Source organism: Streptomyces yatensis (assembly GCF_018069625.1).
Lineage (GTDB): Bacteria > Actinomycetota > Actinomycetes > Streptomycetales > Streptomycetaceae > Streptomyces > Streptomyces yatensis.
Window position 1 is genome coordinate 8,256,141 of record NZ_CP072941.1, and the last position, 15,788, is coordinate 8,271,928.

General features: G+C 65.8%; 9 protein-coding genes and 3 pseudogenes. 6 read left to right on the top strand and 6 right to left on the bottom strand.

Annotation, left to right across the window (positions count from 1 at the left end):
* Positions 1–13: 13 nt before the first annotated feature.
* From J8403_RS34505 to J8403_RS34520, 4 genes are read right to left on the bottom strand one after another with little or no spacing between them, the layout of a single operon-like run.
* Positions 14–1,093 (bottom strand): hypothetical protein, encoded by a 1,080-nt coding sequence (locus J8403_RS34505; protein WP_211126560.1) that lies wholly within the window; start codon positions 1,091–1,093, stop codon positions 14–16.
* The gene (locus J8403_RS34510; RefSeq protein ID WP_211126561.1) at positions 1,090–3,078 is read right to left on the bottom strand and encodes a hypothetical protein; all 1,989 of its coding nucleotides are present in this window, start codon (positions 3,076–3,078) and stop codon (positions 1,090–1,092) included. Before J8403_RS34510 ends, J8403_RS34505 begins: the two co-directional genes overlap by 4 nt.
* Positions 3,075–3,824, bottom strand: a complete 750-nt coding sequence (locus J8403_RS34515) for a toll/interleukin-1 receptor domain-containing protein (RefSeq protein WP_211126562.1) — start codon at positions 3,822–3,824, stop codon at positions 3,075–3,077. The genes J8403_RS34510 and J8403_RS34515 overlap by 4 nt, the downstream gene beginning before the upstream one ends.
* Positions 3,825–3,837: 13 nt before the next feature.
* Positions 3,838–5,148 (bottom strand): helix-turn-helix domain-containing protein, encoded by a 1,311-nt coding sequence (locus J8403_RS34520; protein ID WP_211126563.1) that lies wholly within the window; start codon positions 5,146–5,148, stop codon positions 3,838–3,840.
* Between the two features lie 834 nt (positions 5,149–5,982).
* Here J8403_RS34520 and J8403_RS34525 point away from each other — a divergent pair.
* The 4 genes and pseudogenes from J8403_RS34525 to J8403_RS34540 all read left to right on the top strand — a co-directional run.
* Entirely contained in the window at positions 5,983–9,696 is a 3,714-nt protein-coding gene (locus J8403_RS34525) for a DNRLRE domain-containing protein (RefSeq protein ID WP_246586128.1), read from the top strand.
* A gap of 117 nt (positions 9,697–9,813) precedes the next feature.
* A complete protein-coding gene (locus J8403_RS34530; RefSeq protein WP_211126565.1) occupies positions 9,814–10,452 on the top strand; it encodes an SMI1/KNR4 family protein in 639 nt (212 codons plus the stop codon).
* Positions 10,453–11,216: 764 nt separating this feature from the next.
* Positions 11,217–11,717: pseudogene (locus J8403_RS34535) on the top strand (RHS repeat-associated core domain-containing protein); the annotation flags it as partial.
* Positions 11,718–12,043: 326 nt separating this feature from the next.
* Positions 12,044–12,415: pseudogene (locus J8403_RS34540) on the top strand (polymorphic toxin-type HINT domain-containing protein); the annotation flags it as partial.
* Between the two features lie 475 nt (positions 12,416–12,890).
* On the opposite strand, the pseudogene J8403_RS34545 reads toward J8403_RS34540, so the two are convergent.
* Positions 12,891–13,292: pseudogene (locus J8403_RS34545) on the bottom strand (tyrosine-type recombinase/integrase); the annotation flags it as partial.
* Between the two features lie 382 nt (positions 13,293–13,674).
* On the opposite strand from J8403_RS34545, the gene J8403_RS34550 reads away from it, so the two are divergent.
* The gene (locus tag J8403_RS34550) at positions 13,675–14,553 is read left to right on the top strand and encodes an NAD-dependent epimerase/dehydratase family protein (RefSeq protein ID WP_211126566.1); all 879 of its coding nucleotides are present in this window, start codon (positions 13,675–13,677) and stop codon (positions 14,551–14,553) included.
* Between the two features lie 156 nt (positions 14,554–14,709).
* Here the strand turns inward: J8403_RS34550 and J8403_RS34555 are convergent, their stop codons facing one another.
* Complete coding sequence (locus tag J8403_RS34555) at positions 14,710–15,177, bottom strand: transposase (protein ID WP_246586130.1); 468 nt, start codon at positions 15,175–15,177, stop codon at positions 14,710–14,712.
* Between the two features lie 404 nt (positions 15,178–15,581).
* Between J8403_RS34555 and J8403_RS34560 the strand changes: the two genes are divergently transcribed.
* On the top strand, positions 15,582–15,770 hold the full coding sequence (locus J8403_RS34560) for a hypothetical protein (RefSeq protein ID WP_425519854.1): 189 nt from the start codon (positions 15,582–15,584) through the stop codon (positions 15,768–15,770).
* The last annotated feature ends 18 nt before the right edge of the window (positions 15,771–15,788 follow it).

The following is a 15,788-nucleotide window of genomic DNA, read 5'->3' on the forward strand; positions in this document are numbered from 1 at the left end:
CAAAGCAACACTCTCAGGGCCCGGAACTGTCACCCGTTGCGCTGTCCATGTCGAAGTCTTCGTCGAGTGGGGTTGTGGGCGCGTCGAAGCGACGTAACAGTTCTTCCGCCGTTTCGTTGCGACCTTGGGTGACGAGGATTTCGGCGATCTGCCGGGTGAGGATTCCGCGCCGGACATCGCCGGCATCCAGCCCCATGCCCTGAAGGAACGCGTCGAAGTGGTCTGCCGTGGAGCCTGTCTGTCCCAGTGGCTGGCCGTCTGTCCCAAGGCTGTCTGTCGGATCCGGTTCCGTGTCTTCGGCTTTCGGCGGTGACAGTAGATGCAGGAGGCGCTCGGGAACGTCGGTGTCATTGGCCGCTGAGGTCAGCTGGGCGAGGAGGCCAAGGTCCTCCACGGCCTTGTGCACCTGATCGTCGTTCTTGGCCAGCCACCACACGACGGCGCTGCCGGTGTCCTTGAGGACGTCGTCGCCCAGGTATTCGCGTTTGCTCTGCTCGTACTTCCTCTGGTGCTCCCAGACGGCCTTGTCCTTGCGTACCGAGGCAAGACTGCTCAGGCGTTCCTGATCGTGTTCGGAGAGAGTGAGGGTGATGGCCTCGGCCATGGCTTGGAGGTGTCCCGTGGGCTCCGGTTGCATCCTGCTCAGTGCACCGCTGAGTTCGTGCTGGACGAACGAGGCCCAACCCGGTTCACGATCCATGGTTATCGTGCGGGCGCGTTTGAGGACTGCTTCGACCGCTAGTCCGGCAGGGTTGACGATCGGTTCTTCCGCTGGTTTGCCCGTCGGGCACCAGCGGACGGTTGCAGAGAACAGGAAGTCGTAGTCCTCCCAAGCGCTCGGCAGTGAGACATGCGAGATCTGCTCCTCCCTGCGCTCTACCGGCACCGGAGGGAGGTAGGGCGTCAGCTCGGGGGGTAAGGACCGACGGCGGATGCCTGCGATGTTCGTGATCAGCAGAGGAACGCCGAGGAGTAGGGCAACCAGTGCGGACCAGGCCCACCATGGCCAGTTGCCGCATATGGCAACAATGGTGAGCAGCAGGCCGCAGAGGATGGTGAGGAAGACGGTCACTGTCTTGGCGCCGGATGTCATGATGTTGGTTCCTCGGGATTGTGTCGTGGTGGCTGCTGCCGTATGCCCTGAGCTGTGGAGATTTTCCGCAGGAGAAGATCGGTGAGGGCAGAGCCGTGTTCTCTGCCACCGGGAGCCGTGAGTTCTGCCCTCCGCGCCGTCGCATACAGGGCTCCGAACACCTCTCCTCGACCGGCTGCGCCGCTGACCAGGACATCGAGGATTGGGTCTGTGTGATGCTCGTCGGAGCATGCCGTGTGCAGCCAGTGCCGCACATGCTTCTCCCATGCGGATAGCGGGAGTCGGTCGAACACCGTGCCCCATCCCGCGATCAGCTGATCGCGGATGACGGTTTCATCGAGGAGGGAGCGGGCGCGTCCGCCCAGGTACGTCAGGGCTGCGGGATCAGAAGTCTTCAGGAAGAGGTCAATGTCCGCCGACCAGGTGGTGGGGCTGTTGACGAGCCGGTGCAGCATGCGTCGGCGCAGGCGGTGGTCCTCCTGCATGAGCCGGCAGAGAGCATCACGTGCGCGAGTGGTGCGGCGCTCCCGCCTGGCCAGGTGATGGAGACGGACCAGCGCCTGGTCTGGGTGTTGTACCGCGATCACTTCAGCGCATACCTCGACGAGGACCTGCGCGAGTGGTTCGCCCAGCCGGTCGTTTCTGGACCAGTCATAGATCTTGTCCCGGAAGGAGCGGCCGTGCCGTTCGTCGACGACACCGCGCTCCAGTGCCTGTGCGGCTGCCCGCAGTCGCCGCGCGGTGGTGGGCACCGTAGTCCACCGCTCCGCGAGTGACGCCAACTCCTCACACCGGCCGGTGCGCAAGTACTGGTCCGACAGGCGCCGTACCACGTGGTGGCGGTCATCCGGGGACAGCACCGGGTCGGTGAGCTCTACGGCCCGCCCTACCCAGGTACCCAGGTGCTCGCGGAGGTCGGGCCTGTGGTCCCAGAAATGGGTTCGGACCGCGGCGTCGTACTCGAGTTCCTTGAAGCGCACCGCCCCGTGCTGGGTGAGTCCGGCGGACACTTCTTCCAGCCGCATGGCCAGGTCCGCGTGTTCCAGCAGTGGGCGGTCGTCCTTGGGATGGTCGACGGCATGTAGCAGGAGGGTGGTGGCGCTGTGTACGGCATCGGCGTGGGCTCCGTGCAGCATGGCCGTGGTCAGCAGCAGTGCCCGCTGTGGTCCTCCGGTCATGGCGGCGACATGCTTCGCGACCTGCGGACCTCGGTCGGCCATGGCTGCGCGGGCGATTTCACACCAGTCGATGAAGCTGTCCTCGGCTCGAGCGGCTGCCTGTGCCCGCACGATCAAGCCGGCGAATTCGGCGATTTCCCTCATCGGTCGTGGTGTGTCCAGGAAGTCGGACACGGCCGGAGCCGAACGGACCTGGTCGGCCTGCGGGAGGCCGTCTTGGCGTAGGTGGCGCAGCAGCACCTCCATGCCTCGCGGGCGATAAATCTCCACGCGGTGCCGATCGAGCTCCACCGGCAAGCGGTCCGTCCGACGCGAGGGCAGGACGACCACGAGGTGAGCGCGGTGGTCGAGCACCGTCTTGCGGAAGGACGGGAGTTCCTCCAGCACTTCCGTCCAGCGCGGTTCGTCCGCGGCTGCCAGGTCCAGCAGCAGTCGGTCCTCGTCCCCGACCAGGTCGGGATCGAGGAGGGATTCGCCTTCCTCATCGGGCAGCAACTCGTGGAATGAGCCGACATCGCGGCGTAGCTCGTGGAGAAGGACACGGGCCGCCGATGTTCTCCCGCTACCGGGGGCGCCATCGAGCAGGACGGTGCTGGTCTCGGGCAGCATGTGGCGTGCCTCGCCGAATCCGCTCGGATGGACGAACCGCTGCCAGAGCCACAGAAGCTGGTCTTCGGCGAGGCGCCGTGGGCCGCGGCCTTGGCGGTCCTTTCCGAACGCTTCGAAAATGAGGTTGATCTGGTCTCCGAGACCACTGTGGACCGGGCCGCGTGGGTTGTGGATCCGTGATTCGGCGGAATCGCTCACCGGTCGTCGCCCTCACGGCGGGGGCCTTCACCGAATCGCTGGTGAATGCCTCCCTGATTGTCCCCCTCGAAATACGTCATACCGTCGCCGGAAAAGTGCCGCCCGCCGGAGATATGGCGTGAGTTGCTGTAGATGTCGCCTTTCCCCGTGTGAACCGGGCCCGAGCTGTCTTTGATCACGGTGCCCACATCCCCGGTGATGTCCCGGCTCTGTACCACCGGGCCGTTGACCTCCCCCGTCGCATTGCTCACCGCGTCGGCGCCGGGGGAGGGCCGGTCGTGGCGCTCGTGTGCCTTGAGCGATGGCACCATGTCGGCGACCACGTCGCCGAGGCGCCTGAGATCCGCCACGGCGTTCTGCATGTCCAGCCGGACGGATTGCACCTCAGCGAGCCGCTCCAGCTCGGGTGGAAGATTGGTTCCATTCAGCCGTTCCGTCTTCCGTCCCTCGAGTACGGGGACGACCGGTACTCCGCACTCGAACGCCTCGAGGATTTCCTTGCGGACCCAGTCGTCCGGCCGGCGCAGCTCGGCGAAACGTGTCCACGCGGACCCGATCACAGCCAGCAACAGAGCGCTGCGCCGAACGCTTCGGAGCAACTCCTCGGGGTAGCGCGCGCCGGGTGCGATGGATTCCGAGGCGCGGAATGCGCTGTTCTCCCCGAAGCGGTATGACAGCTCCCTCTTGATCAGGGCAGCCGTCTTCTCCCCGTCGCCCGTACGGTAGTTGATGAATACCTCGGCCATGGTGGCCCCTTTCTCATGGGGTGATGAGACGTAAGGAAGTGCCGAGCTGCGGTGCAAGTGCGCGGACCGATGGATTGCGTGGGTGGCGGCCCAGAGTGTGTGCGAGACCGCGCAGGTCGGCTGAGATGGTCGCGGAACTCACCGCGACGGCACCGCCGAGCAATTGGGCTGTCAGGTCACAGGCTTGCTCGATGTCACCAGCCGCCGCGTGCGCGAGAGCGCGGCGCACCCCGTAGCGGACTTGAGTGCGCAGAGCGTGTGGGGGAACTTGCGCCAGCTGTTGGTCGAGGGTCTCGGCCGACTCGCGTGGACGTCCCAGGTCGTAAAGACACCAGCCTGTGATCATGCCTACCGGATCGGGTAGATGCATGGTTCCGATGACGGGTGTGTCGGAGTCCGGGGTATGGCGTGCGAGCAACTCGCGGGCTATGTCGAGGGTGCGCAGACAAGCGTCTCGGTCGCCGGCGATCGCATGTCCCTGGGCTTCACGCTGGGCGGCAAGCCCTCGAATGCGTGGGGGAAGGGTGCTGTCCTGGGCCTGTCGGGCCAGCGCGATGGTCTCCTTCGCGTCCTCGCGGTACAGCGTGACCAGGGCCCGGCGCACCAGTGCGTACCCGGCCAGATGCCGGTCACCACCAGCGGCGGCCAGGTCGACGGCACGCTGTGTCCACCACAGCGCGGCCCGTTCGTTGCCGGACTCCTGTGCCAGCCAACCGACGTACTCCGCATACCGGGAGCCGAGCGCGAGCAGCTGCTGGCGGGTCCGCGGGTCGGCGTGGGTGGACGTCTCCCGCAATGTGTGTGTCTGCGCGATGAGACCGGGGAGGAGGAACTCCGGACCGACCGTCTGGCCGAGGCGCCGATAGTGGTCGAACAGCGAACGGGACACCTCCAGCACCTGCGCGCCACCCAGTGCGGACAAGGCCTCCGAGCCGCCCGCACCCAGACTCATCAGCGAGGCGGCGCCCGCGCTCACCACTTGCCTGCGGGGCACGGGCTTGAACCAGCTCCCGCCGTCCGTGGACAGTTGCATCAGCCATACCTCCTCGTCGAAACCATCTGGCTCCTCGGTACGGGCGTCGGTGGACGGATCCGGCAGCAGTGCCACGAGTGCGCCCCCGGCCTCGAGGGCGGCATCGCACAGACGAGCCAGGTCACGGCTGGGAGCCTTGATCCCACGCTCGACCTTGCTCAGCTGCCCCTTGCTGTAGTGGACCCTCTGCGCCAGCTCCGTGAGGGTCAGGCCGGCATCGAGGCGTCGCTGCCGGAGTTCTCGCGCGAACGGAATGGACGGCTTACTCACACGCACCTCCGTACCGTCCATCCGGCGAGCGTGGATGCCGCACCACAGACTGCGGCAGCGCTCATCGGACGGACAAGGCGAACACGGGTGTTTCCCGTTTCCTCTTCTGGAGGCAAGCGGATGCGGTTCGGCCTGTCGAGATGGCACCGGTGGCTGGGTGGGCTTGCCTGCGTTTCCTCCGTGAGCGAGGGCAGTTGCCCATCGTCGCGTAGGTCCTGCGGCGCCGCATAACGAACCTGTCGACACCGAGGACCGGGACGGGGACCGGCTCCGGGTCGGATAGCGCGCGGATCAGCCGAAGTAGCGTGTCCTCGCAGGGCGAGATGGACATTCGCCTGGGCGGGCGGCTTCCTGGATGGCAGCCCAGGAATATCGCCACCTCGGTGACTAGGACGGTGAAGGACTGCGTCCGGTGGACGTGACGGCGAGTCAGCCCGTGTCTGCTGAACAAACATCCTTTGGATGCAGGAGGCGTTCTCTCAGGCGAGGCGTCGTGCCCGCAGCTTCAACCGATACCACCCATTACCCCGGGTATCGCCCTGCCATGTTCGCCGCTCAGTTGCGGCCTTGTCGGTGCGTAGAGGAACAGTCGCAATCGGGCCAGATCATGGCGAATCTGTGCCGCAACCTCGGATAAACGTCAAAAGAGTCACGTCTGGCCTGTGGCCTAAGGGTAGATCGCCCCAGTTCGCGTCCCTTGCCTGTCAGTGACCATCGTAGAAATGTTCCCGATGTAATAGTTCGATGAATTCGTTCTATCAGCCCGCCCCGCGACCTGAGGCGGGCGGAGGGGAACATATAACGTTGTCTGGGTTATCCAGAACAAGACGCAGACTGTCCATTGCTTTAGGAACTGTGCTGCTGACCACTAGCGGCGCAGCCATAGCGATTGTCCCGACGGCGGATGCCACCCCGTCGGCAACCGGCAAGGCATCTGCCCGCGCCGCGGACCCGAGCAAGGCCGAGGTCCGCGCGGCCGATTTCGCGTGGGCGGTCAAGCACAACAAGAGCGGCATCCCCTGGGCCCTGACTCAGGCGAAGAACACGGGGAAGAAGACGCTCGTCCCCGACGAGACCACGACGACATCCATCACCTATGCGAACCCCGACGGCACGCTCACCTCCGAGCTCACCGCCGGTCCGGCCCGCATTCAGCAGGACGGCCGGTGGGTGGACGTGGATGCCAGGCTGACGACGGCCGCGGGCGGCAGTGTGAAGGCGAAAGCGCACCCGAATGGGCTGGAGCTCAGCGGCGGTGGCGGCACGCCCACGAAGTCGTTGAAGGCCGCCGATGAGGCCACGGCCCGCGACCTGGTCACTCTCGGCGAGGGCACCCAGCAGGTCACCCTGCAGTGGAAGGGCGGCCTGCCCAAACCCGACCTGGACGGCACCCGCGCCACCTACAGGAATGCGCTTCCCGGCGCCGATGTGATCGTCGAGGCCACCCGCACCGGCTTCGAACAGTACGTGAAGCTGGACCAGCGCCCCACCGGCGCCTACAGCTACACGATGCCGCTGAAAGCCAAGGGCTTGAAAGCCGCAGCGCGGACGGACGGCTCCGTTCTCTTCACCGACGCGAAGACGGGCGCCGAGCGGGCCGTAATGCCCGCTCCGGTGATGTGGGACGCGTCCGTGGACAAGACATCGGGGAAACATGAGAACCGGCACCCGGTGAACATGAAGGTGGTCGACAGGGACAACGGCGACGTCGACCTTGTTGTCACCCCCGACAGGGCGTGGCTGGCCGACCCGGCGACCCAGTACCCGGTCACCGTCGACCCCTCGACGTCGAACCTGACGAACGTCTTCGATACCTACGTTCAGCAGGGCGAGACCGGGGATCTGTCCACCGACGTCGAGCTGGACTTCGGCAACCCCGGCACCACCAACAGCGATGGCACGCCGCGTACCGCCAGGTCGTTCATCACCTGGAACACCGCAGCGTTCAAGGACGCCCTGGTCACGAACGCGGACGTCAGCCTGTGGAACTTCCACTCCGGCAACGACGACTGCAAGGCCTACGAGTGGACCGTCTGGGACACCAGCGCCTCCTCCACCGCCTCGCGGTGGACGAAACAGCCGACATGGCAGCAGCAGTACCACTCGTCCACCCAGACCAAGGGCAACCCTGCCTGCACCACCGCCCCGGACGGCTGGATCAGCGCGGACGTCACCACCCTGGTGCAGAGTTGGTCCTCTGCTCTGGACGGCAAGGGCCACATGGGTCTGCGCGCTGCCACGGACGACATCAAGGCATGGAAGCGTGTCAACTCCGCTAACGCCACGTCCAACCCACCGAAGCTGAACGTCACCTGGAACTACCGCCCAGGGGACGGCACCGCGCAGCAGGCCGGCCCGCCGTTCAAGTCCTACGCCGGATTGTGGGCCGTGAACACCACCACCCCCACCCTGCGGGACAAGTTCTCGGATGCGGACGGCGACACCCTCAATGGCACCTTCCAGGTCTACGACGCGGCGACGAACAAGCCCATCACCACCCCGGCCGGAGAGGGCTTGATCGTCTCCGAGTTCGTCAAGCCCGGCGAGTGGGCGAGCGTGAAGGTGCCGGCCGGGCAACTGGTCGACGGCAAGACGTACAAGTTCCGCACGAACGCCTACGACGGCACCCACTACAACCTGAACTTCTCGCCCTGGCGGGAGTTCGTCGTGGACACTACCGCCCCCGGTGTGCCGAAGAGCGTCGTGTCGGAAACGTACCCGGAGAACCTGCCGGGCGGTGCCGTGGGGGAGCAGGGCCGGTTCGATGTCGATACCGGCGTCGATGACGCCCGCGATGTGGAGTACCGGATCGGGCCGGCCGACACCGACGACGACGGTAACAGCGGCAACACCAGCACTGATGGGTGGCAGCGCACCCCGACGACCAACAACGGCTTCGCCGCCAAGGCCTCGTTCTACGCCGCCCCTGCCGAGGACGGCAACCATCAGGCGGAGGTGCGGTCAGTAGACCGGGCCGACAACACGGGCGCGACTCGCGTCTACGGCTTCGCGTCGCCGAGGCGCACCGACACGGGCCGAGCCAAGAAGATCGACATCGACCTTCCCAAGCCGAACATCGGTGCGACCGCTCCCGGGTATCGCGATGAGCCGCAGCCCGCGTGGGATTGGGCCACCGTGCAGCAAAACGGCATGGTCAGGGACGGCAGGCCGCAGGTGTACCGCAGCACCGGTCCGAAGAGCCGTTCAACGGTGACATTGACGCCGCTGGCGGAGTTGAAGCGCAGCCCGGAGGATGCGGCGAGGGCGCGACGGCAGTTGCGACTGCCCGAATACCCGGACCCGATCATCAAGGGGGCGTGGTGTGACCCGACGTTGGTGAACATCAAGGCGCAGATGACGCGGACCGAGGCGTGTCTGCCGACACAGGTGACCTTTGAGGTTACGGATCTGGCGTCCCAGCCGCCGAAGGTGTACCAGCAGATGTTCGACGTGCTGTACATGCTGAAGACCGATCCGGAGAGTAACAAGGTCAAGACGTGGATGCAGATCGACCCGAGGGATTGGTCGATTCCCGCACCCAAGCTGCCGTTCCCCGGCGGAGCGAACGGGATGATTCTGCTTGACGTCCAGTCGTGGTGCCAGTCCGACGGCTGCGACAAGCAGGCCCAGGACTGGGACTTCTACGGAGGTCGGTCCAGGTGGAGCGGCAACCAGGACCAGCACATCATCACCGGAGTCGCCGACTTCGAGTGGAACGGCAGCGTGAACAACTCCTCTGGGAGCAAGGACAAGGACCTCTCCAGGGAACTTCCGCTGCGGTGGTGGATGGACTGGGGTACGACCATTCCGGGTGTCCCTGATCCGACCGGCGAGGACGAGATAGTGTCGCCGCCAACGACGGCCCGCTGCGACAAGGTGATATCCGGCAAGGACCCGGGGTGTGTGCTCCCGTCGTACAAGCCGGGGTACACCATCAACTCCGAGGCGTTCCCGGGCGCGGCGGCGCACATCTGGCTGATCCAGAACAAGCACGCGAAGAAGCTGGGTAAGTCCCCGCAGACGCCGCTGCACTATCTGCCGTCCAAGGCGCGCAACGCCCCCGGTCAAGATCCGGACAATAGCCTGGATCCGGTCAGCCGCAAGCCGGGGAACCGTAAGGCGGTGTGCGGGCGCGCGTTCCGCAAACACAACGACACCGCCACGATCATGACCCCCAACGGTAATCCCGACACGATCTCGTGTGACGAGTTCCCGTTCGCGGCGACGTACGAGTCTCCCGGATTCCCCGCTGCCAACGGCGGACTCAACCCGGCCAAGAACTCCGACTACGCCGGTCTGGAGTGCGTGCAGACGGTGGTGGCGAAGGGTGACGGAACCCGTGAGCACCTGTACAACGACACCACCTACGACGATCCTAAGTGGCCCGCGCTGTGCGGCCGATCGTCGATGTCGACCTACATCAACACCCAGTCGATGCAGCCATTCGGCATAATCTTCGCCAAGCAATTCCGGCTGCTGGACAAAGATGAGTACTGGGTCGACCCGGCCAATGGACGTTTCGCGGACTGCGACCCGTCCAAGGACGAGATCAAGTGCAAGATGAAGTGACCAGTCGCTGCGCCGTGCGGGTTCGGATGGTCTGACCTGTGCGGTCCGGCTACGCAGGGGTACGCCCACCTGGTGGACATCGGGTAGGCGTGCCCCTCTTTCCCCTCGCCTACGTCAATGGAGGACACGATGAGCGACGTTCTGCCCGCCTGGACCGCCATCACCGACTGGCTGGCGGTGCACGCGCCCGCCTCGCACGCCACCTTACGGCCGGGCGCTAAGGTGGGCGAGGTTCGTTCCACCGAAGACGAGCTGGGGCTGAGCCTGCCCGCCGATCTGGCCACGCTGCTGATGGTGTGCGACGGAACGGTCGATGCTTCAGCCCATGACCGCGACCCTGACGAGTACGATCCGGGCCTGTTCCTCGCCCAGCACCATCTGCTGCCGCTTGAGGAGATCGCGCACGTCCGGGGCCGGGGAGGGAACACCGACCCGTTCTGGGACTCATGGGTTCCGTTCGCCGTCACCGACTACTCCCTCCCTCCGTGGGGCGGCTTGGCAGTCGACGCTGGTGGTCGGCTCGCAACCTTCCACCTAGCCGGTGGTGAGCCGCCATCTGAACCGCTCACCTCCCCTGGATACGGGTCCCTCAGCGAGTTCCTGGTCGCCCTGGCCGAAGCCCTCACCCAAGGCACCGGCCCGCTGGCGGCCGCAGTTGTTCCTGGGTTCCACCGGGGCGCACTGGTGTGGGGCCCTTTGCCGGGTGACGGTGCTCCATGGAGGTCGGCGCACCCGGAGAACGGCGCCACAACTTGAACGGCAGCGCGTGACGGCCATGTGGCAGAACGGAATGCAAGATGCCTCTGAATGGTTGTCAGCGGGGCGTGTTCGGCGATGTCGCGCAGCACGTGCAGCGGTGTGATCCAGAGCAAGACCCATGTGCCGTTGGTCCACACGCAGAATGATTGGAAGACGTCATCGAAGCTGTTGGCGAAGTAGCTGCCGCGACCGGGGGTTGACGACCTGATCGACTCGGCATGGTCGCCGAAGTTCATGAGGTAGTTGCGTGCCTGCATCGCGTGTGGTGGGAGAGTTTGCCCTGTGCTGGGAGTTGTTTCGGGCGTATGCATACATATGCGACACCCGGTCACGATGCCAGCTTCCAGGCAACTCGGGACGCAGGAGCCGAAAAGGTGGACTCTTTTACTCGGCTGATTGCGCGTCAGCGTGACCTGGAAGAACCGACCGGAGCATGCCGCTCAGCCTCGACGTAACTGGGGGTTATGGGGTCGCAGGTTCAAATCCTGTCGTCCCGACCAGCGTTTTCGCGGGTCGGAGGCCATTTCCGCAGAGATGCGGGGGCGGCCTTTTCCGTGTTTTCGGGGGTTGTGGTCGCATGGTGGTCGCGGCTTGGGCAGATGCACCTTCTGTTCGGTGGTGGTGAGGGCTGTGTCGATGGCGTTGACGGCGGTGCGGGCGGCTTCCGGGGTGAGGTGGCTGTAGATATTGGCGGTGGTGGAGAGAGTGGAGTGCCGCAGAGTCTTGGAGACGACGGTGAGGGGGCGTCGGCGGTAATGGAGATGGCCGCGGCGAGGAAGGCGGCCACGGGGGCCGGCTACCTCTACGACGCCGACGGCGAGCTCCTCATCCGCCGTGCCACGACGGCTGACGGGGGCACGGTCCTCTATCTGGGCGCCACCGAGGTCCGTCTCACTGCCCAGGGCTCGGCGAAGACCTTGACCGGCACCCGCTATTACACCGGCGCCGGGCAGACCATCGCGGAGCGCACCGGCGCAAAGGGCCAGTCCACCACGGAGCTGACCTTCTTCGCCGCCGACCACCACGGCACCGGCACCCTGGCCGTCGATGCCGGCACCCGTGCGGTCTCCAAGCGCTACACCACCCCCTTCGGCGCTCCGCGTGGTGTCAAGCCCACCACATGGCCGGACGACAAGGCGTTCCTCGGCAAGCCGGCCGACGGCGTCACCGGCCTCACCCACATGGGCGCCCGCGAATACGATCCCGTCACGGGCCAATTCCTCAGCCTCGACCCGCTCCTCACTTCCGATCAGGGGCAGTCCCTCAACGGCTACAGCTATGCCAACCAGAATCCGGTCACTGACTCGGATCCCACGGGCCTCTGTGTAGACCCCGGCAACGGGCACTGCATGCCGACCAACGGCGGAGACGCCGGTAAAGACGCCCCACCGGAGAACCACTACCCCAGCGGTGGTGGTCGGCACCATGGTGGCGGTGGCGGTGGCGGTGGCGGTGGCGGAGGCGGCAGAGGTGGAGGTGGGCACGGAAGGCGGAGAAGAAGGCTGACGATGCGGTCGAAGCAGCCGAGAAGGCCGTCGAGAAGTGCCACAGCTTCACCGAAGAAACGCAGGTCGAACTCGCAGACGGCGGCCACAGTGACATCAAGGACATCAAGGTCGGCGATAAGGTTCTCGCCACCGATCCCGAAACCGGGAAGAGTGAAGTTCGCCCGGTCGTTGCGACGATCGTCACCAACGATGACAAGGATTTCACCGACCTCACAGTGAGGACCGGTGACCGACCCGCGTCGATCATCGCCACCGACACCCACCCGTTCTGGGTAACGAGCGAGGCCCGCTGGGTGAACGCCGGCGACGTCATCACCGGCATGCGGCTCCGCACGGACAAGGGCGAGGCCGTGACGGTCGTCTCCGTGCGTCACTTCACGAAGCTGCAACGCACCTATGACCTCACAGTCAGCGGAATCCACGGGGTAAGCATGCTGGCGGCGGTTGGGTAATTCGCGAATATGCAGGTCGCGGAGACCCGATTGGAAGGATGCTCAGATGGAATCCTGGAGGCGGCCATCATGGTGAGGGTGCCTACTGGAGAGTCGTGGGTCCTGAAGGGGATCTGGGAGGAATCATTCGATGACCGGCGATCGGAAGTTGACGGGCTTTCGGCGGTGGGCCATCCCCGTGCTGGACCTGCTCAGCGCGGAGCCCGAAAGGCAATTGCAGTACTTGCAGACGTCGGGGGTGGGAGCAGACGAAATATTGCTTCAATTCGACGACTTGCTGCACGTGGCTCGCGCCAGAGTGGCTGACGGTTCGCTGAACGGCGAGGATTATCGTTTGCTTCAGGTGGTCGGCGAAAGCGTCGATCCCGTAAGTGAGGGCCCTGAGGAGATTTGGGCTGAGGGTGCACTCGAAGAAGCCGTCGAATGGGAAGAGCTGCGGGTGGCGTCTGCGGCTGCAAAGTCAGATTTGGAGCTGTTCGTGGAAGCGGATCGTCCGGATCCCTGCCTTGTGGAGGAGGCGGTGGAAGCGGCGGGTGACGTTGGTGGGGTCGAGCGGCCTGCCCTTCGGGGTGGTGAAGACGAGCCTGTTGCCCATCCAGCCCGTTCCGGCCGCCTGACGGTCTTCCTGCTGCCGTTCCTGGTGGATCTTGAGGGAGTTGATGCATTCGGTGGGCAGGGCGATGCGTCGTTCGGAGGCGAGGGTCTTGGTGTTCAGGACGGTCAAGCCGCCGCTTCGGGTGCGCTGGAGGGAGCGGTGGATGGTGGCGGTGCCGCCGTTCAGGTCGAGGTCTTCCCAGTGGAGGCCGAGGAGTTCGCCCTTGCGGAGTCCGGTGGGCAGGGCGAGTTCGTACAGGGTGTGAAGCCGGTCGACGGCCGCGTACGGCAGATCGGAGTCTGCCTTGAGCTCGTCGGCGATGGCGGCGCGGGCCGCGTGGCGGAGGCGCTCCTCGGCCTCGACGGCCCGGTGCCCCTCGGCGATGGTTTCCGCCACGGCGGGGCTGGGCGTTGTGCCGCTCGCCCGGGCCGGTCCGCTATGAGCCTGCCGACCGGCTCTGGTTCACCGCCCTTGTCCGGGCTGATACCCCGGCGCCAGTGGCGCGAGGCACCGCTGGTGACGGCTATCGGGAAAAACCTCGTTCAGCGCGTTCCAGAAGTCCGCAAGGGAGCCTGGACACGGGCCGCTCCGAATCGTTGGACGCGGACAGAGCGGGCCCCTTATATCGAGAGGTGCTCGTGAGCGGACGCGTTAGCATCGCGGGATGCGTGTACTAGTCACAGGGGCAACTGGATACGTCGGGCATGCTGTTGCGGTTGCTCTGGCCGAGGTGGGGCATGAGGTCGCTGCCCTGACACGGGACTCGGGTTCGGGAAGAGCGAGGGCGCTGGAGGACTTCGGGGTCCTGCCGCTGCGCGGGCGGCTCGCGGACCGTGCCCTGCTCAGCGGGATGCTCGTGGGCGTGGACGCCGTGGTCCACACTGCCTTCGACCCGGATGACCCCGTCGGCGCCGATCGTGCTCTGTTCGCTGCCCTCGCCGCCGCCGGTGGCCGACGGCATCTTGTGTATACGACCGGCTGCTCGGTCTACGGTGAGCACGCCCACGCGATGCTGACACCTCAGACCCCCGTCGACAACGGCAATGTCCGCGCTCGTCTGGAAGCGGAACTGCGGGGTGCGGGACTTCCGCACACGGTGCTGCGGCCGGCGATGGTGCACGGCGGCGATGCACGCAGTTCGATCGTCGGGGACTGGTTCCGCGAGGCCGCCTCCACCGGGCCGGTGCACCGGGGGCGACGTGACAAGGTGTGGTCCTGGATTCACGTCGAGGACCTCGCGCGGGCGTACGTGGCGCTGCTGCGTGCGCCGGGAGATCACGAGGGGTGCACCTATCTGCTGGCTGACGCGCATCCGGCGACTCCGTTGGCTGTCGTGGAAGCCGCTGCCCGAGTGGCCGGCAACAGCGACGCCGTGGCCTTCGCCCCGATCGAGAACGAGAAGCCCGTATACCGGGTGTTCGACCGTGACGAGGTCATCGACTCCTCTGTTGCCAGGGCCGCGCTGGGGTGGACCCCGCAGGAAAGCGATGTCCTGGCGGCACTGCCTCCCTCGTTCGAGCGGTGGTCGGCCGCGCGGCCCTGAGCGGGTTCTGAAGGCGAACGGAAAGCGAGCCGACGCAGGTCGGAGACGCAAGAGGGGTCTGCGCAACCCGGCGCAGCCTACGAAGAAACATCTTTCGCCCCGCTGGTCGCGCAACGGCTCGTTGGCGGCGCTGCGGGTGCCGAAAACTGTGTCACCCTATGCGACCTGCGTGTATTCGTGGATGAGGCCGCCGAGTCGATCGCGTCGAGAGCTGGGAGGGTTGTCCCTGGCGATGGGCGGATCGGGGTCGGTGAGTCGGTCTGGTGCCCGTTGTCCGAGGGATCGATGCGGCCGGTGTCTGTTGTAGTGATCCGCGTACTCGCTGGTGACGAGGCGGAGGTGGCGCTCTCCGGTGATCAGGATGCGGTCGGTGGCCTCGCGTCGGCATGATCCGATCCAGCGTTCGGCGATGGCGTTCATCCGTGGCACGGCGGGCAGCGTGGGTACCACACGCCTGCCTGCCGCTTGGAAGACGGCGTCGGAGCTGGCGGTGACGTAGGCGCCGCGGTCCCGGATGAGGAAGCTGATCGACTTTGCACGGTCCCCGAGGTCCATGAGGTAGTTCCGCGCTTGCTGGGTGATCCAGGGGCCGGTCGGGTTGCGCGTGGCGCCGGCGACGCGCAAGGCGCAGGACCAGCTGCCGCGGTGCTTCCGACTTCGGTGGTCGGCCCGGACGGCGGTGTGGACAGGTCCACTTCCGGGCGACGAGGCGTGCGTGCCAGCGCAGGACCGAAGCCGCAGGTCACCTCGGGTGACATATTTTCCGGCACCCACAGGTGCCAGGGTCGGCAGTGTATCGGAAGCGAGTAGATCCTGAAGGGGGCACGGAGTTGGCTTACAAGACGACCTTCCTCCCTGACGGCAGCATTGCGCATATCAAATTCAAGTGAGGATGAGGACCATGGAATCGGACGACTCCCAGGTTCTGGCCAGCCTGATTCGCTGGGAATCATCGCTGGGTGGCCTGATCGACGCCGCCAACCGATGCGATCGCCACGAGGGGTCGTCTGGACAGGGAGGAACCCTCAGTGACACAGACCGCGCACCACGACTACAGCGTGCGCCCCGCGACACCGGACGACGTCGACGGCGCGCGCCGCGTCATGCTCGACACCTTCCACCGGGAGTTCGGCTACGGATACGTGCCCCAGTGGCACCGCGACACCGTGGACATCACGGGCACGTATCTCGACGACCCCCGGCATCTGCTGGGGTGACGTGCTCGATCATGGGTG